The following is a 19,042-nucleotide window of genomic DNA, read 5'->3' as shown; positions in this document are numbered from 1 at the left end:
CGAAAGCAAGGGAGAGCATCATTCATGTCCGCCTTATTTCACCTGGACAGAAGCGCCCCGGCCACCCTGCAACGACAGGTGAGGGAACAGCTGGTCAGTGCCATTCTGGAAGGGTTTATGTCCCCCGACAGTCCGCTGCCTTCCTGCCGTAACCTGGCCAAAAACCTCAATGTGTCCCGCAATACCGTGGTACTGGTATACGACAGCCTGGTGGCCGATGGTTATCTGGTTTCCCGGGAGCGACACGGCTATTTCGTCAACCCCCACTTTCAGACCGAGGCGATCGGGGCTACCGCGCCCGGCAATAGCGACAGACCAGGGGCCGGTCTGGACTGGACCAGCCGGCTCAAAACCCGGCCGGGCCAGCAGCCCAATGCCAGCCTGTCTCACAACTGGCAGCGTTACCGTTATCCCTTTGTCTACAGCCAGCTCGACAACAGCCTGTTTCCGGTTCAGCACTGGCGCCGGTGCTGGCGTGATGCGGTGAGCGTGCAGGCCATTCGGGACTGGGGCTCAGACAGATACGACAGCGACGACCCCATGCTGATCGAACAGCTGCAAAAACGCATTCTGCCGAGCCGGGGCATACGGGCCAGCAATGATGAAATATTGATCACCGTCGGCTCCCAGCAGGCGATCTATCTGCTGGCTCAGCTGTTGCTCGATAAAAGTGCCTGTTTTGGTATTGAGGATCCGGGCTACCCCAGCGCCGCCCATATCGCCCGCCTCTTTGGCGCCCGCGTTCGAAGCCTGCCGGTGGACGAGCAGGGGCTGGTGGTGGACGACCGCCTGTCCGGCTGCGACGCCATCTACCTGACCCCCAGCCACCAGTGCCCGACCACGGTCACCCTGCCGCTGGAACGGCGCCAGGCCCTGCTGCAACAGGCCGAACAGCATGATTTTCTGCTGATTGAAGACGATTACGAAATGGAGATGAATTTCGACAGCCACCCCACCCCGGCGCTGAAAAGCCTGGACGACAGGGGCCGGGTGCTTTACGTCGGCAGTCTGTCAAAAACCCTGGCGCCGGGCCTGCGCATGGGCTTTCTGGTGGCGCCGGCCCCGGTGATTCGGGAGGCCCGCAACCTGCGCCAGCTGATGCTGCGCCACCCGCCCCTGAACAACCAGCGTGCCGTCGCCCTGTTTCTTTCCCTGGGCTACCACGATGCCCTGGTGCGCAAGCTGGCGCGGGTATTTGAAGAGCGGGCCCGTTGCCTGGAGAACGCCCTGAAGCAACATCTGCCCGACTGCCGGGTTTCGTCCATCGGCGGCTCGTCCTGCTGGCTGACCCTGCCCCCCGGGCTGGACGGCGCGGCACTGAAGCGGCTGGCGGCCGAACACGATCTGCTGCTCATCAGCGGCGACAGCTATCACATTGGCGAAGGCCTGCCGACCAACACCCTCAAGCTTGGCTTCTCGGCCATTCCGCTGGAGCGCATCGAGCCGGGCATACGGCTGCTGGCAAAGCTTAAACGGCAGTTGAGCGCCGGGTAAATCCCACCGGTACCGGGACTGCCGGTTACAGATCGAGCACCTTTTCCAGCTGCAGGGCCGCCCGCCGCAAGGCGGGTGCCCATTCCATCAGGCTGGAGAGCGGTTTGCGAATAGTGGGAGCGTGCACCGCCACCGCCGCCCGCACCTGCCCCACCTCGTTATAGATGGGCACCGCCAGTGCCACCATACCCTCAATCAGTTCCTCATTGTCGGTGCTCAGGGCCTGGGCCGCGATCTTGTCCAGCTCCTGCTCCAGCTGCGCCCTGTCGGTAATGGTGTGCTCGGTATGGGCACTCAGGCTCAGCGCCGACAGCAGCGCCTTGCGCTGATGCACCGGCATCATGGCCAGAAACAGCTTGCCGCTGGCGGTGCAGTGCAACGGCATGCGCGAGCCCGGATGCAACTGAATGCGCACCGGCCAGTTGGTTTCTACCCGTTCGAAATAAACCAGTTCATGACCGTCGAGCAGGGTCAGGTTGCAGGTTTCTCCCAGCTCGTCCGCCAGCCGTTGCAATACCGCCCGGCGGGCGGCGCCCACACTGCGGTGGGCCAGCACCCCCAGGGCCATGCGCCGCAGCCGGGGGCCCGGCGCCAGGTAACGGCCATCGGGCTCTTTTTGCAACAGGCCTTCCTGCTCCAGCTGGCCAATCAGGCGATGTATGGTGGGCTTGGGCACATCGAGCCGCTGGCACAGTTCGGCGGCCGTGATCCCCCTTTCTTCCGCAAGAACTTCCTCAAGCAGGGCAAAGGCTCTCAGCAGGGTGGAATTGGTTGCGCTGGCGGCGGTGCTCATAGGCTCTCCTGTAACATTGAACAGGCATCTTATCATAGGAAAATCAGGATGCTACGCCACCGGCCTGCCCTTGCGCATCCCTGCTCAGGCCATCGAGCCAGCGCCGGCACAGCCGCTCATCCTCGGCCAGGGTACGGCCGCTGACCCCCAGGCCGGCCACAGGTTGCCGGCCAGTGACAGCGGCCAGCCTCCGGGCAGGGAGGTCAGCCCGTCGTCCTGAAAATCGGCCAGGGTCAGCCTTTCCCGCTCCAGCCGCTCACGAAAGGCCTGGGTCGGCTGGCCCATTCTGACCGCGGTATAGGCCTTGGCGGTGGCAATGGCCACCAGCCGGGCCGGCGCCCCGGCCATGCGATAGAGGTAAACCAGGGCACCGCTGCCATCCACCACCGCCAGGCACACCGGCGGGCCGGGCTCGTTTTCCAGGGTTTCGGCCAGCCGGCCCGCGGTCTTCACCGCCCGGTATAATGGCTCATTCATGGGCACTCCTTGATAACAAAAGGGGGCCAGCAGGCCCCCTGATATTTGGCGGTTACAGCAACAGCAGGGACAGGGAAGGCACATAGGTGATCAGCAGCAACACCGCGATCATCACCAGCAGATAGAGCCAGATATGGCGAGCCAGCCCTCCGATACTCACCCTGGCGATGCCGCTGGCCACAAACAGGTTGACCCCTACCGGCGGTGTGACAAAGCCGATGGCCAGGTTCATCACCATCATCACACCGAAATGCACCGGATCCACGCCCACGGCAGTCACCAGGGGCAGCAGTATGGGGGTCAGGATGACGATGGCCGCCAGTGCCTCCATGAAAATGCCTATCCACAGCAGGAACAGGTTGATCATGATGAGGATCGCCCACTTGTTGCTGGTGATCGACAGGATCAGATCGGCAATGGTCTCGGGAATCTGCTCTATGGTCATGATGTTGCCGAAAATGGTGGCCATGGCCATCAGCACGATAATGATGGAAGAAATGCCCACCGCTTCCTGGCTGGCGTGCCACAGGCTGGCCAGCGACAGCTCCTTGTGAATAAACAGCCCCACCAGCAGACCGTAGAAGGCCGCCACCGCCGCCGCCTCGGTCGGGGTCATGATGCCGCCATAAATACCGCCGAGCACGATCACCGGCACCATCAGCGCCCACTTGGCCTGCCAGGTACTGGCCAGCAGGGTTTTCAGGGAGCGCTCGCGCGCCTCGCCATACCAGCCGTTTTTCTTTGACACCACATAAACCACCACCATCAGCGCCCCCCCCATAATGAGTCCGGGCACAATACCGGCGATAAACAGCTCGCCAATGGAGACCTGGGCCGATACGCCATACACCACAAAAGGGTTGCTGGGCGGAATAATCACCCCGATGGCGCCGGCACAGGCCACCACGGTGGCGGCAAAATACTTGTCGTACCCCCGGGCAATCATGGCCGGTATGGTAATGGAGCCGATGGCCGCCACCGTGGCCGGGCCCGAGCCGCTGATGGCGGCAAAGAAAATACAGGTCATGATGCTGGCCAGTGCCATGCCCCCGGGCAGGGCGCCCACCAGCTCATCGCCCAGCGCCAGCAACCGGCGGGACAGCCCGCCTGCCCCCATGAACACGCCGGCGGCGATAAAGAAGGGAATGGCCATGATGGGAAAGGAGTCGATGGACGAAAAGGCGATTTGCGCCAGGTAATCCACCGGCAGGGTGCCGGCTCCCAGCACCGTGACCAGACCGGCCAGGCCGAGGGCAAAGGCAATGGGCACCCCCAGCACCAGAAACAACACAAAGTAGCCAAACAGCAGGCCGGTGGCGCTCCACTCATCCGACAGCAGCACGGGCATGAACAGCAGGACCGTCAGGGCCAGTCCCAGCACCACACTGACCAACGGCATGGCCCGGCCCTGGCGCCACAGCGACTGCAGGGTCCGCACCGCCATCAGGCCAAAGCCGATGGGCAGGATCAGATACGGCAGGTAATAGCCAATCTGCAGCGCCGGCGTGGTCTGCGGCATGGCCAGTTGCATCCGTACATAATCGGCCCCCATTACCGCGAACATGCTAACCAGCACCAGGGTGCAGCCGTCAATGGCTATCCACAGGGTTGCCTGGGCGCGTTCGGGCAGGCGGTTGTGCAGCACATCCACCCGTATGCCACTGCGGTTCAGAATGGACAGCGACACCGCCAGGTAGGAGATCCAGATAAAAATGTAACGGGCCAGCTCTTCGGTCCAGATGCCCCAGCCGGCGGCACTGCGCAGGGCCTGTCGCAGCGCTTCGGGATCAATCAGACCTTCCACCACCGGCCCGAAACCGGGAGACGCCACCAGCTCCAGCAGGGCCGACAGGGTGTAACGAAAGAAGGTCTGATAATTGATGATCAGGATCATCGCCAGCAGACCGGTAAACAGCAGGGGTTTTTCAAAGTCTTGAAGCAGCCGGCTCAGTGGCCGGCCCGGCTTGTTGTGCCCTAGGGCACTGTCCAGCTTCAGGGTTTCCATAGGGGGCTCCGGAATCGGGTTGGACCAGGCCCGGGAAGCCTCCCGGGCCAACAGGGACGGCTCAGCTCTGGGTGTCCTGTACCAGCTTTACCAGCTCGGCGGGCAGGCGTTCGGCAAACTCTTCAAACACCGGTCGGGTCAGCTCTCGAAAACGGGCCATGTCTTCTTCGCTGGTTTCATGAATGCTCACCCCGGCAGCCAGCATGCTTTCCCGGGCCTTCTGCTGATCGGCGGGATAGGCCACGGTACGCTGGTATTCCAGAGCCTCGGCCGACGCCTGCTCCAGGATTTCTCTGGCTTCCGCCGGAAGGCTGTCCCACCATTTCTTGTTGGCCATGGCCACCTGCATGCCGTAGTTATGGGCCGAAGTAATGGCGTATTTCAGGTTTTCATGGTGCTTGGCCCCGACCATCAGATCAAAGGTATTGCCCTCGGCGTCTATGGTGCCCTGCTGCAGGGCGGTATAGACCTCGCCCCAGGCAATGGGGGAAGGATTGGCGCCCAGCGCCTTGGTCACCGCCACGTCCACCGGCGAGTCGGTGGTGCGCATCTTGAGCCCGGCCAGGGCGTCGGGCCCGGTGAGCGGACGGTCTTTGGACACGAAGTTGCGGTAGCCGTATTCGGCATACATCAGCGGCTGCAGGCCGATATCGTTGGCCGCCCGCTCCAGGTAGGCATGCAGCGGCTGACCCTTGTCGAGGGCGCGGTACAGCTGTTCCTGTTTGTCGGGGCTGGTGATATAGGGCAGATCAAACACCTGGAAGACCGGTGTAAAACTGGCCAGATTGGGCGTGGAGCTGACCCCCACCTCCAGGGTGCCGCGCTGGGCCCCTTCGATCATCACCCGGTCGCTGCCCAGTATCGCCCCCGGAAACACCTTGACCCGAATACGGCCATCGGACTTTTCCTTGACCAGGTCGGCAAACTTCTTGTAGGCCGCGGTGATATGACTGCCCGGAGGTGCCGGGTGAGCCAGCTTGAACTGAACCTTGGGCCCCTGATATTCGGCGACGGCGTGGCCGCTGAGCAACATGGCCAGCACGGCGGATGAGACAACACCTGATATGCACTTCATAAATGACCTCTCCCTGTCTCTCGTTGGAATGTTAAAAAACGGTTACTCACTAGCAACGAGTGGAACTATAGAAATCGATTGACTAAAGTGTCAACAGGTAAACACAAAAAAGTGATACATAAAGTTTCATTTTATTTAAATCACATATCTTTCAGTGCATTACCTTCCTTTACCCCCCTGGCCCCACGGTCCTATGGCCGTATCACCGACTATCAGAGCCATAAAAGCGGTGACGCCGCCAGCAAAAACATAACAAAAAACCAACAAAAAACTTGCCAACGAGACCATTGTGTATATTTTGATACAAAACGTCTCATTTTCATGGAGTGATTATGTCCCTGTATCAAAACCGTGTGTTTGGCGAGTTTGACTATATCGTGGTGGGTGCCGGCTCGGCCGGTTGTGTGCTGGCCAACCGGCTCAGCGAAGACCCCGCCATTCGCGTGCTGCTGCTGGAAGCCGGTGGACGAGACTGGAACCCCTGGATTCACGTGCCGGTGGGCTACTTCAAGACCATGCATAATCCGGCCACCGACTGGTGCTATGTCACGGATCCGGATCAGGGCATAGACGGACGCCGGCTGCAGTGGCCCCGGGGCAAGGTACTGGGGGGCTCCAGCTCGCTGAACGGACTGCTTTACATTCGCGGCCAGCACCAGGACTACGACGACTGGGCAGCCCTCGGCAACGAGGGCTGGAGCTTTGATGAGGTACTGCCCTACTTTAAAAAGTCCGAGTGCCAGTCAAGGGGCGAGGATGCCTACCACGGCGTGGACGGGCCGCTGAAAGTGTCCGATTTGCGCCTGCGCCGGGAAATTGCCGAGCGCTTTATCGAAGCCGCCCGGCAGACCGGCATTCCCGCCAACCCGGACTGCAATGGCGAACGTCAGGAAGGGGTAGGCTATTTTCAGCAAACCGCCCACAAGGGCCTGCGCTGCAGCAGCGCCAAGGCCTTTTTGCGGCCGGCGCTCAAGCGCCCCAACCTCACCCTGCTCACTCATGCTCACACCCGGCGCATTCTGCTGGAAGGCAAACAGGCCACCGGCATTGAATTTGAACACAAGGGCAAGCGCCTGCTGGCCCGGGCCACTCGGGAGGTGGTGCTGAGCGCCGGCGCCATCGGCTCACCGCAAATCCTGCAATGCTCCGGTATTGGCGAGCCCGAGCACCTGGCCTCGGTCGGAGTGGACTGCCGCCATCCCCTGCCCGGGGTGGGTGAGAACCTGCAGGATCACCTGCAGATCCGTCTGGTGTTCAAAACCCGTTGCCGCACCCTGAACGACGAAGTGAACAATACTCTGAAGAAAATGGGCGTCGGCATGCAGTATGCGCTGTCGCGCACCGGTCCCCTTACCCTGGCCGCCAGCCAGGTCTATATCTTCACTCAGTCCCGGGACGGGCTGAGCCGGCCCGACATTCAGTTCCATATGCAGCCTTTGAGCGCCGACAAGCCCGGTGACGGAGTACACCCCTTCTCGGCCTTTACCGCCTCCGTATGCCAGCTGCGCCCACACAGCCGGGGCCGGATCCGCATTCGCAGCGCCGATCCGCATCAATACCCGTCCATTCAGCCTAATTACCTGTCTGCCGAGGAAGACTGCCGGGTGGCGGTGGATGCCATCAAGGTGGCCCGGCGCATTGCCGAGGCCGATGCCCTGCGTCCGGTGATCACCGACGAATATGTGCCCGGGCGCCAGTACCAGAGCGATGAAGAGCTGCTGCAGGCGGCCCGGCGTTTCAGCCAGACCATTTACCACCCCACCAGCACCTGCAAGATGGGCCAGGACGACATGGCCGTGGTCGACAGCCGGTTGCGCGTGCACGGCATTACAGGACTGAGGGTCGCCGACGCCTCCATCATGCCGGTGATTGTCTCCGGCAATACCAATGCGCCCTCGATCATGATCGGCGAAAAAGCCGCCGACATGATTAAGGAAGATCAGGGACATCACTGACAGAAAGACATCAACCAAAAGGCCCGCTGTTCAGCGGGCCTTTTGCATTCACGGTCAGGGCGACTGAATCAACGCCGCCACACCACCGGGAACCAGTCTTCACGCATTCTGTCGCCGGTTCGCAGGTTGATGCCGTCAAAGGGCGGTGAGGTGGGGCCGCCGCGATTCACGTAACGCACGTCGTCACCGATAAAGCGGGTGGAAAAGGCCCGGCGGCGGTGTGGGGTCTGGTTGCCCGGCGCGCCGTGCACGGTTTTGAAGTTGAACAGCAGGGCGTCGCCCAGTTCCAGCTCGGGGATCAGGATCTCGAAGTCGCCGTTGTCGATGTCCGGCATCTCCATATAGGGGCTGTCGTCGGCATACCAGGAGGCGTTGGTGGACCACTTGCTCGGGCGCACCGGTTTGGGCCAGCGGTGGGAGCCCAGCACCACCTGCAGGGCGTTTTCCGGCGTAATGGGGTCGAGGGGGATCCAATAGCTGCCGGTCTGCTCGCCGTCCACGCAGTAATAGGGATTGTCCTGGTGCCAGGGAGTGGCCTTGGAGGTGCCCGGCTCCTTCACCAGAATGTGCTCGTGAAACACCTGAATGGCGTTCGAGCCGGTGGCTTCGCCCACAATGGCGGCACCGGGGGACTGCTCAATCCACCGGCGAAACTCGGGAATGCGCTGCCAGTTGCAATAGTCCTCAAAAAAACGGCCGGTGTCGTTGCCGGTGACGTTTTCCCGGCCATGCTCGCTCGGATCCTGCAACACGCGATCAAAGCCGGCGCGCAGCGGCTCAATCCAGTCCCTGAACACGCCCTTGATCACGATGGCGCCGTCGCGCTGATAGGCAGCGACTTGCTCGTCGGTGAGCCAGGTCTGGCTGGCGGTTGCGGTAGTCATGTCTCACTCCTTCCCCGGTGTGTTGATTACGGCTCGACTTTAACAGCCTTTTTACATAGCATAAAAATACAGTTTAAATATAAAGCTCATAGCATAATGGCTATACCCTTTACCTTTCGCCAGCTCGGCTACTTTGTGGCCGTGGCCCAGCACGGCAGCATCAGCAGGGCGGCCGAGGCACTGCATGTGTCCCAGCCGTCGGTGTCGGTGGCCATCAACCAGCTCGAGGGCCTGCTGGGCCAGCCGCTGTTTCAGCGCCACCGGGGCCAGGGGGTCAGCCTCAGCCCCAGGGGAGAAGTGCTGTTCAGGGAAGCCCGGCATATTCTGACCCTGTCCCACAACCTGCTCGACAGTCAGCACCAGCACGAAACCGACGTGGAAGGCCAGCTGGTGATCGGCTGCTTTCGCGATATCGCCCCCTACTATCTGCCGCGGCTGGTGAGCGAGTTTGAACGGCGCTACCCGCGCATTCGCGTGATCATGCAGGAGCAGGATCTGGCCGGCGTGCGCCGGGGACTGGAGCAGGGCAAAAGCGAACTGGTGCTGAGCTATGCCCTGGGGCTGCCGCCGGAATGCAGCCCCCAGGTGCTGGATGAACTCAGGCCCTATGCCCTGCTGCCGGCAAACCATGCCCTGGCGGGCCTGCCACGACTGAGCCTGGCGGCGCTGGCGAATGAAACCCTGATCCTGCAGGATCTGCCGGTTACCCGGGAATATTTTCTGTCGTTGTTCTGGCAGCGGGATCTGCAGCCGGCGCGCATTCACCATACCCTGTCGTTTGAGATGCAGCGCGGCCTGGTGGCCCACGGCCACGGGGTGGCGCTGTCGTGCACCCGGCCCGCCGGGGATCACAGCTACGACGGGGCCCCCATCGCCTGCGTGCCGCTCTCCGATGACGTGCCGCCCCAGCGGGTGGTGCTGGCCCATTCTCCCGCCTTTCCGCTGTCGGTGCCGGCCCGGTTGTTTGTGAAGCAGGTGACGGCTTGCTCCGCCACCGGCTGAGCCTTGGGAATGATCGCGGCGGCGAAGCGCCGGCGAAACGCTACACTGCGAGGGAGCCCATAACCCCGAGAGCCCGATGGCCATGACCACTCGCCCCCACCCCGCCCACTCCGACTTGCCGCAACAGAGCGCGGACCGCGCCTTTCGGCGCTACTGCCGTGAACGGCTGCCGGAACTGGGCCTGTTGCAACGGCTGCTGCGCCGGGGCACCCCGGCCCTGCGCAGCCGCGTGCTGACGGAAGTGCCGGATGGCCGCTGGCAACTGCCGGTGCACGCCCTTGAGCTGGGCAGCAGCAGCCCCACGGCCCCGGTGCTGCTGCTGTGCGGCGGCGTGCACGGCATTGAGCGTATCGGCACCCAGTTGCTGCTGGCCCAGCTCGCAACCCTGCTGCAACGACTGCGCTGGGATGCCAGCCTGCAGCAACAACTGGCGCGCATTCGCATTGTGATCTGCCCGCTGCTCAACCCGGTGGGCATGGCCCGGGGATGGCGCTGCAACGGCAACGGCATCGATCTGATGCGCAACGCTCCGCTCGAAGCCGAGCAACCCGGCCCCTGGCCGGTGTCCGGACACCGCCTGGGCCGCTGGCTGCCCTGGTACCGGGGCCGGCCGAACCAGCCCATGGAGCCCGAGGCCCAGGCCCTGTGCACCCTGGTGCAGGAGCAGATTGCCACGGCGCCGTTGGCCCTGGTGCTGGACTGCCATTCGGGCTTTGGCCTGCGCGACCGGATCTGGTTCCCCTACTCCGGGTGCCGGCAACTGCTGGAGCACGCCGCCGAACTGCACGTGCTGCTGCGGCTGTTTGAGCGCAGCCACCCTCATCATCCCTATCTGTTTGAGCCTCAGCATCATCATTACCGCACCCATGGCGACCTGTGGGATTACCTCTACCGGCAACACCTGCAACGCGCCGGCCAGGTATTCCTGCCGCTGACACTGGAAATGGGCTCCTGGCTGTGGGTCAAGAAAAATCCGCGCCAGCTGGCCAGTTACAGCGGTCTGTTCAACCCCCTGGTGCCCCACCGCCACCAGCGCACCCTGCGCCGCCATCAACTGTTGCTGGACTTTCTGCTGCGGGCGGTGCATGCCTGGCAGCAATGGCTGCCCGGTGAGCCGGCACGCCGGCACCATCAGCACCAGGCCGAACGTCGCTGGAGCGCCCGGTGAGCGCCCCGGGCTCTTCCCCCTCACCGCGCCCCTGCTGGCTGCTGCTGCGCGGGCTGGCGCGGGAATGCCGCCACTGGGGCGAGGTTCCCGCCCGCCTGGCCGCCCGCCTTGACGCCGAGGTCCGTTGTCTCGATCTGCCCGGCAATGGCCGTTATCACCGGCAACAAAGCGCCGTCTCGGTTTCCTGCATGCTGGAGCAGATACGGCAGCGGGCCCGGCCGCACCCTCGAGTGCACCTGCTGGGGTTGTCGATGGGAGGCATGATAGCGGCGCAATGGGCCATGCGTTACCCGCGGGAGGTGGCCGGGCTGGTACTGATAAACTCCAGCAGCGCCCTCAGCCCGCCCTGGCAGCGCCTGCGCCCAACGGCCCTGCCGGCGTTATTGCGGGCGCTGCTGTTGCCCCCCGCACAGCGGGAAGCCCTGGTGTACCGGCTGACCTGCGCACGCCGTGAAGAGCGCCACGCCACCCTGCAAGACTGGACTCGCTACGCCGGCGACTGCCCGGTATGGCGCAGCAACCTGCTGCGCCAGCTTGCCGCCGCCGCCCGCTACCGGCTGCCCGCCGGGGCGCTGCCGGTCGCGCCGCTGATCCTGTGCAGCCGCCATGACCGGCTGGTGGACTACCGCTGCAGCCTCGCCCTGGCCCGCCACTGGCACACTCGGGCGCACGTGCATTACTGGGCCGGCCACGATCTGCCCCATGACGACCCCGACTGGCTGCTGAGCGAACTGGCGGATTATGTGAACAAACAAGAAAAAAGCGCCTTTCGGCGCTGATACGGATCACTGATGGCCATCGCCCCGATAAACCGGAGAGAACTGTTACAACACCTGGGCCGCTATCCAGCCAAAGATCACCAGCGGAATGTTGTAGTGAATAAAGGTGGGGATCACCGAGTCGCGAATATGATCGTGCTGGCCGTCGGCGTTCAGGCCGGCGGTGGGCCCCAGGGTGGAGTCCGACGCCGGCGAGCCGGCATCGCCCAGGGCGCCGGCGGTGCCCACCAGCGCCAGGGTGGCCAGGGGCGAAAAGCCAAAACTGATGGCCAGGGGCACGTAAATGGCGGCAATGATCGGAATGGTGGAAAATGACGAGCCAATGCCCATGGTGATAAACAGTCCCACCAGCAGCATCACCAGTGCCGCCAGCCCCGGATTGTCGCCAATCAAATCGCCGGAGCCCGCCACCAGCTCGGGAATGGCACCGGACGCCTTCATCACCCCGGCAAAACCGGAGGCGGCAATCATGATAAAGCCGATCAGCGCCATCAGCCGCATGCCCTGGGTAAACACGTCATCCTGATCCTTCCACTTGAACAGGCCGTTCATGGACAGCAACGCAAAGCCCAGCAGGCCACCGAGCACCATGGAGCCGGTGCTCAGCTGCACCACCAGGGCGCCGACAATGGCCACGCCAATCATCAGCAGTTGCTTGCGGCTGAGCGCCGGCCGGCTGACCTTTTCGCCCTTCACCTCATTCAGCGGCGACCGGTAGCCCCGGGGGCGGCGGTAACTGAACAGCACCGCCACCAGCAGCCCCAGCACCATGCCCAGCGCCGGCAGCAGCATGGCCCTGGGCGCCATGGCGGTGGTCACCTGCATGCCCAGCTCCTCACCGGCCTGATTGACGCTGTTGGTGAGAATGTCATTGAGGAAAATGGTGCCAAAGCCCACCGGGGTGGTCATGTACATGATGGTGATACTGAAGGTGATCACGCAGGCCACCGCGCGCCGGTCCAGTTGCAGCATGTTCATCAGCCCGAGCAGCGGAGGCACCAGAATGGGAATAAAGGCAATATGCACCGGCACGACCGTGCCCGAGGCCGCCCCCACCAGGATCAGCGCCACAAACAGCAGCCATTTGATGCCGCCCCCCTGGCCGCTTGCTTCCCCGGAAACATTGCCCCGGGCCCCGACCCAGGCCAGGGCTTTGTCGGACACCATGGCGGTAATGCCGGTGCGCGACAGCGCCACCGCAAAGGCGCCCAGGGTGGCGTAGGCCAGGGCCACGGTGGCACCGCCGCCCAGTCCCTCGTTAAAGGCCGAAATCACCTGGTCCACCGACATGCCGGCCCAGAGCCCGCCCACCAGGGCAGCCACCACCAGTGAAAACACCACCGATACCCGGGCCAGACACAGGCCCACCATTACCACTATGGCCAAAACTATGGCATTCATCGGATCCTCTCCCTTTTCGCTCGCGTCCTGTCAAGGGTGCACCGGCCCCGATGCACAACAAAAAATTAACACCCGGTTTGCATTTAAAATGAATATATTTTGCGTATGTTCCATATAGCCTGCCGGCTATGTTCAGCCAGCCAGGGCCTGACCCACCAGCGCCTGCATGGCCGGCGACAACGGCAATGCTAGGGCAGCGTTATGCCCTTTTTCCGACATTTTCCGCCAGGTTTTGCCGATAATATCCACGACCTTGGCCTTGTCGTGGCGGGCGGCGAAATCTTCCAGGTAATACTGCAGGAACACCAGACAAATCACGTCTTCCAGAGTCTGCACGCCCACATCCTGCTTGAGCCGCTTTTTCAGCAGCAAGTCGCGGACCCGTTGTTGCGCCTCCTCACCGTAACCCGCATCGGCCATCAGTTGAGTGATGAGATCGGCATGATATTGCGCCAGTTCGCTGCGCCAGCGCTTGTAGCCGGCCCGGTCCATGGGGTAACCGGCCCGGGGAATGGCCCAGCGGCGAACATGCTGCCCCCGGGCGGCAATGTGCAGTAATTCGTCGGCATCGGGAGCAAACTCGCAGAGTTTTTGCGTCATGCGCTCGCTGTAAAGCAGCTCCTTGGGCCAGCTTGTTCCATCGCTGGACTGCTGGTTGGGATCTTCGCGGTTGATCTGATCAATCGCGGAAATTACTCGCTCAAAACCCGATAAAGACGACATTTGGCAGACTCCTTCCGTATAAGGTCCGCAATAATAGCGGCTGCGCCGTCACAGCTCGAGCCTGTGGCATAAAAAAGGCAAAAATTCATTGATGCATTTCAAATGTACCTATATTATTCGCGACCATTAAGTAACATTTTAAATACCCCTTAATTCGAGCAACGAGGTACTTATGCTGGATGCCCGCACCATTGATATCGTGAAAAGCACCGTTCCCCTGCTGGAATCGGCCAACACCGCCCTCACCCAGCACTTTTACCAGCGGATGTTTCGCGATAACCCCGAGCTGAAGGATGTCTTCAACCTCAGTCACCAGCACACCGGCCGCCAGCCCGCCGCCCTGTTTGCCGCCGTGCTGGCCTATGCCAAAAACATCGACAACCCGGCGGTGCTGAGCGCCGCCGTGGAGCGCATTGCCCACAAGCACACCGGTTTTGCCATTCAGCCCGAGCAGTACGCCATTGTCGGCCATCACCTGCTGGAAACCATCAAGGAGCTGGCTCCCGACGCCGCCACCCCCGAGGTGATCGGCGCCTGGGGCAAGGCCTACGGCGCCCTGGCCGAGATTTTTATTGGCCGGGAAGCGCAGATTTATCAGGACAACGAAACGCGGGCCGGCGGCTGGCGTGGCACCCGGGCCTTTGTGGTGAAACAGAAACGGGTGGAAAGCGAGCAGATCACCAGCTTTCTGCTGGTGCCCGCCGACGGCGGTGCCGTGCTGGACTTCAAGCCCGGCCAGTACCTGAGTCTGCACCTGGACTCTCCCGCGCTGAAGCACAGGGAATACCGCCAGTATTCCCTGTGCCAGGCGCCCAACGGCGAAAACTACCGCATTGCGGTCAAGCGCGAGCAGGGCGGGGTGGGCTCAAACTTTTTGCATGACCAGGTACGGGAAGGCGATACCCTTCAGGTGCTGCCCCCGGCCGGCGACTTCTTTATGGAGGTGAGCGCCGAAACCCCTGTGGTGCTGATCTCCGCCGGCGTGGGCCAGACCCCGGTGCGCGCCATGCTCGACCAGCTGCTGAGCCAGAGCCACAGGGCCCCCATTCACTGGCTGCACGCCTGTGAAAACGGCGCCCAGCACGCCTTCAGGGCGGACATTCGGGCCCGCCGCCGGGCCCATGCCAACCTGCACACTCACATCTGGTACCGGGCGCCGCTGGCAGACGACCAACCGGCGGAAGACTTCAACGCCACCGGCCTGATGGACCTGAACAAACTGCGTGAGGCCATCAGCCAGCCCGCCGCCCACTACTACTTCTGTGGCCCTCTGCCCTTTATGGCCATGGTCAAGGATACCCTGTCGGGCTGGGGCATTGCCGACGAACAACTGCACTACGAGGTGTTCGGCCCGCACCAGAGCCTGTAACAGACAGCATATCCAGGCTGCAGGCGCCGCTTTGGCCGGCACACCCCTGAACACTGTCCTTGGAAGGGGGGTTACACAGGGCGCTGTCGGCGCAAGCGACAGCCACGATAAAGAATACCAGGCCCGTGCTGCTTGCAGCCGGGCCTGGTTTGTTCTAAACAGAAGATTCCTTCACTGCCTGCTTTGCTCTGGCAACGGGTTAAACGGAGTTTTCTTATGAATATCAATGCGCTGCAGACCCTGCTGTTTGTCCCGGCGAACCGCCCCGAGCGGTTTGCAACGGCGCTGAGCAGCGGCGCCGACGCCGTGATCATCGATCTGGAAGATGCGGTGCCAGCGGCGGACAAGGACGCCGCCCGCAACATGCTGGCCAACTGGTTAACAGAACAACCGCCGGCGTCGGTACTGGTGCGCATCAACGGCACCGGCAGCCCCTGGTTCAATCAGGACATGGCCCTGTGCCGCTCCGATGCGGTGGCCGCCGTGGTGGTGCCCAAGGCCGAAGACGCAGAAGCGCTTGCGGAGCTGGCCCACGTCACCGACAAGCCGCTGTTGCCCTTTATCGAATCGGCCCGGGCACTGGCCCGTCTCGATGCCATTGCCAGTGCCAACGGCGTGGCCCGGCTGCTGTTCGGCCAGCTCGACATGGCGCTGGATCTGGCCATGGACTACCCGCCCCCGCCCGGCGAGCCCGATGATCAGGCTCCCTTTCTGCCCATTCGCAGCCAGCTGGTGGTGTGTTCACGGGCCCATGACCTGGCCGCCCCCCTGGACGCCGTCTATACCGCCTTTCACGACGACGCCGGGTTGCAGGCCTATGTGCGCGAGGGCATGAAGCTGGGCTTTGGCGGCGTACTGCTGATCCACCCGCGCCAGGTCGCCCCCGCCGTGCAGGCCATGGCCCCCACTCCGGCCCAGGTCGCCTGGGCCGGGAGGGGGCTGGCTGCCGAGCAAAGGGTCAACGGCGCCGTGGTGGCGGTCAACGAACAGATGGTGGACAGCCCGGTGATGGCACGGGCAAGGCGCATACTGCGCCAGGATGGCCAGCGGTAAACAAGCATGCCGGGGCAGGCCCCGGCATGGCATTGGCGCTCGGGCCGGTTACAGCCGGTTTTGCACGTCCCGTGCCGCTTCCTGCACCGCTTCACCACCCTGTTCAATGTCCTTGCCGGCACCGGCCAGGGTATTGCAGCCGGCCAGGGTCAGCACGGCCAGTATCCATAACGCCAGATGTCGTACTGTCATGGTGTTCATCCTTCCAACAAGCAACCGCTATCAGTATAGCCGTGCCGGCAGCATGCCAGACCTGAATTCAGAGCGCTGCCATGTGCAGCCAGGTGCTCAGTTGCGGATGGGGTCGTCCCACATGGTAACCCTGGGCATGATCAATGCCGGTGGCGCGTACCATGGCCAGAACTTCCGCATTTTCCACGTATTCGGCCACGGTTTTCACTCCCAGTTGCTTGGCCAGCTGAGTGATGCTGCTGACAAAGGCCAGATCCCGGCTGTCGTGGCTCATGTTGGCAATAAATTCGCCCTCGATTTTCACAAAATCGATGGGCAGGTGCTTGAGGTAGTGAAATGACGAGAACCCCGAGCCAAAGTCGTCGATTGCCAGCAAAAAGCCGGCATCCTTCAGGGCCCGAACAAACTGCTCCAGCAGCGTCATGCTCTTGATGGTGTCGCGCTCGGTGATCTCGAACACCACCCGCCCCGGATCAATGCCATAGTCGGCCACCAGGGTGCGAACGCGCATGAGAAAATCCCCCACCAGCACGGCCCGGGGCGACAGATTGATAAACACCAGGCCGTCAAAGCCGGTCTCCCGCACCTGGGCAAAGGCCTTTTCCATCACGATGTAGTCGAGCAGGTGCACCTTGCCCATGGACTCGGCGATCTCGATAAACTCACCGGCATTCATCAGGCTGTCGTCGGCCAGGCGAATGCGGCTCAGCACTTCCACCGCCACGGGAGCGCCGTTCTGCAGCGGCAGTATGGGCTGGAACACCGGCAACAGGGTACGTTGTTCAATGGCCTGATTCACCAGCAGGGTCTTTTCGCTCATGTTCCGAAAAATGTCGGCCACATCCTGCTCGCCGGGCAGGCAGACCCGGTTCTTGCCCTGACTCTTGGCGCGATACATGAGGTTGTCGACGAACATAAACAGCTCCTTGGCGTTAGCCGCATGTTCGGGGTAAATGCCCACACCCACAGAGCAGGTGACTCGGATCTGGCCGCCGTCGTGGTCCATGGCAAAGCCGTCTACCGCCGCCAGAATACGCTCGCCCGCTTCCCGGGCCCGCGCCATGCCCGCTTCGGTAAGCACGATCACGAACTCGTCACCGCCGTAACGGGCCAGCACGTCGCCGGTGCCGAGCTGCGCCTTGAGCAGCCCCGCCAGTTCGGTCAGCAGCAGGTCACCGCAGGCATGGCCGTAGCCGTCGTTAATCGACTTGAAGTTGTCGAGATCGAGCAGCAGCATAGCCACCGGGTAGTCGTGCCGGCGGCTGCGCTCCAGCTCGTAGTCGAGCAGCTCCCACAGCATGCGCTGGTTGTAGAGGTTGGTAAGCGGATCCCGAGTGGCGTAATACTCCAGATCCCGAGTGTACTTGTAGATGGCCTTGACCGAGCCCACCACGTTGAGCAGGGTGGAGAGAATGCTCTCCAGCACCAGTACCCGGGTCTTGTCCTTGACGATGTCGGCCTGCACTCCGATGCCGACAATGCCACCGATCTTGGGCGCTTCCACCAGCAGCGACTTGGTCTGCAGCTCTATGTCCCGTTCGTCGAGCTCCAGCAGATGATCATGATCGTGTTTGACCACATTGTGATGCACGGAAAATTCGCCATGGCTGAAGGGCGTCTCGCTGCCGCGCAGCCTGGCCAATACCGCCTGCTCCATCATGTGGCGGGTGGCCGGTGTGGGCGTGTGCAGCCAGAAGATTTCCAGATCGAACAGTTCGTCGTCCACCTTGAAGATGGAAAACATGGTGTAGATGTCGAGCACCTTATTGATGTCGAGCATCAGTACATTGACGTATTCCCGCCAGTCGCGCACCACTTCCGAGGTGATCACGAATTTTTCCAGCAGCCGAATCTCAAACTCCAGCAGATCCTTGTCCACCGCAATGTTGCGCAGCTTGTCGGCCAGCTGTTCGACCTGGCCGAAAATCGAGTTCATCTCGATAAAACGAAATGGCTGCCGCTCGCTGCCCATGCGCGACAAGTCGGACAGACTTTCCACCTGGTCAATGCTGCGGGACAGGTGCAGCACCGAGTCGTTGATGTGCAGGCTCACCCGCCGCACCGCCCAGAAGGCAAACAGCAGCGGCAGCGGTGATAACCACAACAGGTAATAAAGCAGGTTGCGGTTGGCCATGCTCAGCTGACCGGAGAGATCCTGCTCCACCGTAATCACACCCAGGGTATCCCCCACCGCGGCATTGGAATGACAGGCCAGGCAGTCGGCCCGGGCCTTGAGCGGATAGAGGTAGCGCAGCCGCTCTCCCAGATCCAGAGCGCTGATGTCGCCGCTGGCGGCGGCAGCCAGCAGCGGCTCATCGGGCTGGCGCTGCTCGATGGCGCCAAAGCGCTCGCTCACCAGCTCGCCCCGGTACAGGCCGATATGAAAGCCCTGCTCCCGGTTGCCCTGCTCCAGCTGCTGCAAAAAGGTTTCCAGCTGATTGCGGCTCCAGCCCTGGCTCATGATGGAATACATGGAATTGAAGGTAGTCTGGGCCACCGAGGCCGCCACCTGGCGCGCGCTTTGCCGCACACTGCTCTGATAGGCCTGGTTGGCTACCACCAGCAGCAGCAAAAAACCGATAACGGAAAACAGCAGGGTACGGTTAAGCAAATACCGCCGTATGGTGGTCGGACGTCCGGCCATGATGAGGAACACTCCCTGTTTTCAAAGC

Annotated in this window: 16 protein-coding genes; 7 read left to right on the top strand and 9 right to left on the bottom strand. The window is 62.4% G+C overall.

Translation table 11 applies throughout. From position 1 onward, the window contains the following. Window positions 1–24: 24 nt before the first annotated feature. Window positions 25–1,494: a MocR-like pyridoxine biosynthesis transcription factor PdxR gene (gene pdxR, locus PU634_RS02640; protein ID WP_306762527.1), complete on the top strand. Its 1,470-nt coding sequence runs from the start codon at window positions 25–27 to the stop codon at window positions 1,492–1,494. 25 nt (window positions 1,495–1,519) lie between these two features. Here the strand turns inward: pdxR and PU634_RS02635 are convergent, their stop codons facing one another. From PU634_RS02635 to PU634_RS02620, 4 genes are all read right to left on the bottom strand, one after another. Then, window positions 1,520–2,287 (bottom strand): IclR family transcriptional regulator, encoded by a 768-nt coding sequence (locus PU634_RS02635; protein ID WP_306762526.1) that lies wholly within the window; start codon window positions 2,285–2,287, stop codon window positions 1,520–1,522. An 84-nt stretch (window positions 2,288–2,371) separates the two neighbouring features. Beyond that, window positions 2,372–2,764 (bottom strand): GlcG/HbpS family heme-binding protein, encoded by a 393-nt coding sequence (locus PU634_RS02630; RefSeq protein WP_306762525.1) that lies wholly within the window; start codon window positions 2,762–2,764, stop codon window positions 2,372–2,374. Window positions 2,765–2,816: 52 nt separating this feature from the next. Next, the gene (locus PU634_RS02625; RefSeq protein ID WP_306762524.1) at window positions 2,817–4,769 is read right to left on the bottom strand and encodes a TRAP transporter large permease; all 1,953 of its coding nucleotides are present in this window, start codon (window positions 4,767–4,769) and stop codon (window positions 2,817–2,819) included. Window positions 4,770–4,830: 61 nt separating this feature from the next. Beyond that, the gene (locus tag PU634_RS02620) at window positions 4,831–5,844 is read right to left on the bottom strand and encodes a TRAP transporter substrate-binding protein (RefSeq protein ID WP_306762523.1); all 1,014 of its coding nucleotides are present in this window, start codon (window positions 5,842–5,844) and stop codon (window positions 4,831–4,833) included. Between the two features lie 332 nt (window positions 5,845–6,176). On the opposite strand from PU634_RS02620, the gene PU634_RS02615 reads away from it, so the two are divergent. Further along, entirely contained in the window at window positions 6,177–7,799 is a 1,623-nt protein-coding gene (locus tag PU634_RS02615; protein ID WP_306762522.1) for a GMC family oxidoreductase, read from the top strand. 68 nt (window positions 7,800–7,867) lie between these two features. On the opposite strand, the gene PU634_RS02610 is transcribed toward PU634_RS02615, so the two are convergent. Next, a complete protein-coding gene (locus PU634_RS02610) occupies window positions 7,868–8,683 on the bottom strand; it encodes a phytanoyl-CoA dioxygenase family protein (protein WP_306762521.1) in 816 nt (271 codons plus the stop codon). A 96-nt stretch (window positions 8,684–8,779) separates the two neighbouring features. Between PU634_RS02610 and PU634_RS02605 the strand changes: the two genes are divergently transcribed. From PU634_RS02605 to PU634_RS02595, 3 genes are all read left to right on the top strand, one after another. Continuing rightward, entirely contained in the window at window positions 8,780–9,685 is a 906-nt protein-coding gene (locus tag PU634_RS02605; protein WP_306762520.1) for a LysR substrate-binding domain-containing protein, read from the top strand. Between the two features lie 82 nt (window positions 9,686–9,767). Then, window positions 9,768–10,853 carry a M14 family zinc carboxypeptidase gene (locus tag PU634_RS02600; protein WP_306762519.1) on the top strand — a complete coding sequence of 362 codons (1,086 nt, stop codon included), beginning with the start codon at window positions 9,768–9,770 and terminating at the stop codon, window positions 10,851–10,853. Then, entirely contained in the window at window positions 10,850–11,632 is a 783-nt protein-coding gene (locus tag PU634_RS02595) for an alpha/beta fold hydrolase (protein ID WP_306762518.1), read from the top strand. The genes PU634_RS02600 and PU634_RS02595 overlap by 4 nt, the downstream gene beginning before the upstream one ends. A 45-nt stretch (window positions 11,633–11,677) precedes the next feature. On the opposite strand, the gene PU634_RS02590 is transcribed toward PU634_RS02595, so the two are convergent. Both PU634_RS02590 and PU634_RS02585 read right to left on the bottom strand, forming a co-directional pair. Then, window positions 11,678–13,033: a Na+/H+ antiporter family protein gene (locus PU634_RS02590; RefSeq protein WP_306762517.1), complete on the bottom strand. Its 1,356-nt coding sequence runs from the start codon at window positions 13,031–13,033 to the stop codon at window positions 11,678–11,680. Between the two features lie 132 nt (window positions 13,034–13,165). After that, window positions 13,166–13,756: a DUF4202 domain-containing protein gene (locus tag PU634_RS02585; protein WP_306762516.1), complete on the bottom strand. Its 591-nt coding sequence runs from the start codon at window positions 13,754–13,756 to the stop codon at window positions 13,166–13,168. Between the two features lie 172 nt (window positions 13,757–13,928). Here PU634_RS02585 and hmpA point away from each other — a divergent pair, with 172 nt between their 5' ends. Together hmpA and PU634_RS02575 are read left to right on the top strand one after the other, a co-directional pair. Beyond that, window positions 13,929–15,125 (top strand): NO-inducible flavohemoprotein, encoded by a 1,197-nt coding sequence (hmpA, locus tag PU634_RS02580; RefSeq protein ID WP_306762515.1) that lies wholly within the window; start codon window positions 13,929–13,931, stop codon window positions 15,123–15,125. Between the two features lie 216 nt (window positions 15,126–15,341). Beyond that, window positions 15,342–16,178 carry an HpcH/HpaI aldolase/citrate lyase family protein gene (locus PU634_RS02575; protein WP_306762514.1) on the top strand — a complete coding sequence of 279 codons (837 nt, stop codon included), beginning with the start codon at window positions 15,342–15,344 and terminating at the stop codon, window positions 16,176–16,178. A 48-nt stretch (window positions 16,179–16,226) separates the two neighbouring features. Here PU634_RS02575 and PU634_RS02570 read toward each other — a convergent pair whose 3' ends face one another. After that, window positions 16,227–16,370, bottom strand: a complete 144-nt coding sequence (locus PU634_RS02570; RefSeq protein ID WP_306762513.1) for an entericidin A/B family lipoprotein — start codon at window positions 16,368–16,370, stop codon at window positions 16,227–16,229. Window positions 16,371–16,437: 67 nt separating this feature from the next. Continuing rightward, a complete protein-coding gene (locus PU634_RS02565) occupies window positions 16,438–19,014 on the bottom strand; it encodes a putative bifunctional diguanylate cyclase/phosphodiesterase (protein WP_306762512.1) in 2,577 nt (858 codons plus the stop codon). Window positions 19,015–19,042 lie beyond the last annotated feature (28 nt).

Source organism: Oceanimonas pelagia, assembly GCF_030849025.1.
GTDB classification, from domain to species: Bacteria; Pseudomonadota; Gammaproteobacteria; order Enterobacterales; family Aeromonadaceae; genus Oceanimonas; species Oceanimonas pelagia.
The sequence above is the reverse complement of the archived record's forward strand: the minus strand, read 5'-3'. Positions and strand labels throughout refer to the sequence as shown.

What these genes read in the sequence shown, in the direction of transcription:
- PU634_RS02625 (WP_306762524.1), bottom strand. Translation starts at nt 4,769, where the DNA reads ATGGAAACCCTGAAGCTGGACAGTGCCCTAGGGCACAACAAGCCGGGC.
- PU634_RS02600 (WP_306762519.1), top strand. Translation starts at nt 9,768, where the DNA reads ATGACCACTCGCCCCCACCCCGCCCACTCCGACTTGCCGCAACAGAGC.
- PU634_RS02585 (WP_306762516.1), bottom strand. Translation starts at nt 13,756, where the DNA reads ATGTCGTCTTTATCGGGTTTTGAGCGAGTAATTTCCGCGATTGATCAG.
- PU634_RS02615 (WP_306762522.1), top strand. Translation starts at nt 6,177, where the DNA reads ATGTCCCTGTATCAAAACCGTGTGTTTGGCGAGTTTGACTATATCGTG.
- PU634_RS02620 (WP_306762523.1), bottom strand. Translation starts at nt 5,844, where the DNA reads ATGAAGTGCATATCAGGTGTTGTCTCATCCGCCGTGCTGGCCATGTTG.
- pdxR (WP_306762527.1), top strand. Translation starts at nt 25, where the DNA reads ATGTCCGCCTTATTTCACCTGGACAGAAGCGCCCCGGCCACCCTGCAA.
- PU634_RS02565 (WP_306762512.1), bottom strand. Translation starts at nt 19,014, where the DNA reads ATGGCCGGACGTCCGACCACCATACGGCGGTATTTGCTTAACCGTACC.
- PU634_RS02605 (WP_306762520.1), top strand. Translation starts at nt 8,780, where the DNA reads ATGGCTATACCCTTTACCTTTCGCCAGCTCGGCTACTTTGTGGCCGTG.
- PU634_RS02575 (WP_306762514.1), top strand. Translation starts at nt 15,342, where the DNA reads ATGAATATCAATGCGCTGCAGACCCTGCTGTTTGTCCCGGCGAACCGC.
- PU634_RS02635 (WP_306762526.1), bottom strand. Translation starts at nt 2,287, where the DNA reads ATGAGCACCGCCGCCAGCGCAACCAATTCCACCCTGCTGAGAGCCTTT.
- PU634_RS02610 (WP_306762521.1), bottom strand. Translation starts at nt 8,683, where the DNA reads ATGACTACCGCAACCGCCAGCCAGACCTGGCTCACCGACGAGCAAGTC.
- hmpA (WP_306762515.1), top strand. Translation starts at nt 13,929, where the DNA reads ATGCTGGATGCCCGCACCATTGATATCGTGAAAAGCACCGTTCCCCTG.
- PU634_RS02570 (WP_306762513.1), bottom strand. Translation starts at nt 16,370, where the DNA reads ATGACAGTACGACATCTGGCGTTATGGATACTGGCCGTGCTGACCCTG.
- PU634_RS02590 (WP_306762517.1), bottom strand. Translation starts at nt 13,033, where the DNA reads ATGAATGCCATAGTTTTGGCCATAGTGGTAATGGTGGGCCTGTGTCTG.
- PU634_RS02630 (WP_306762525.1), bottom strand. Translation starts at nt 2,764, where the DNA reads ATGAATGAGCCATTATACCGGGCGGTGAAGACCGCGGGCCGGCTGGCC.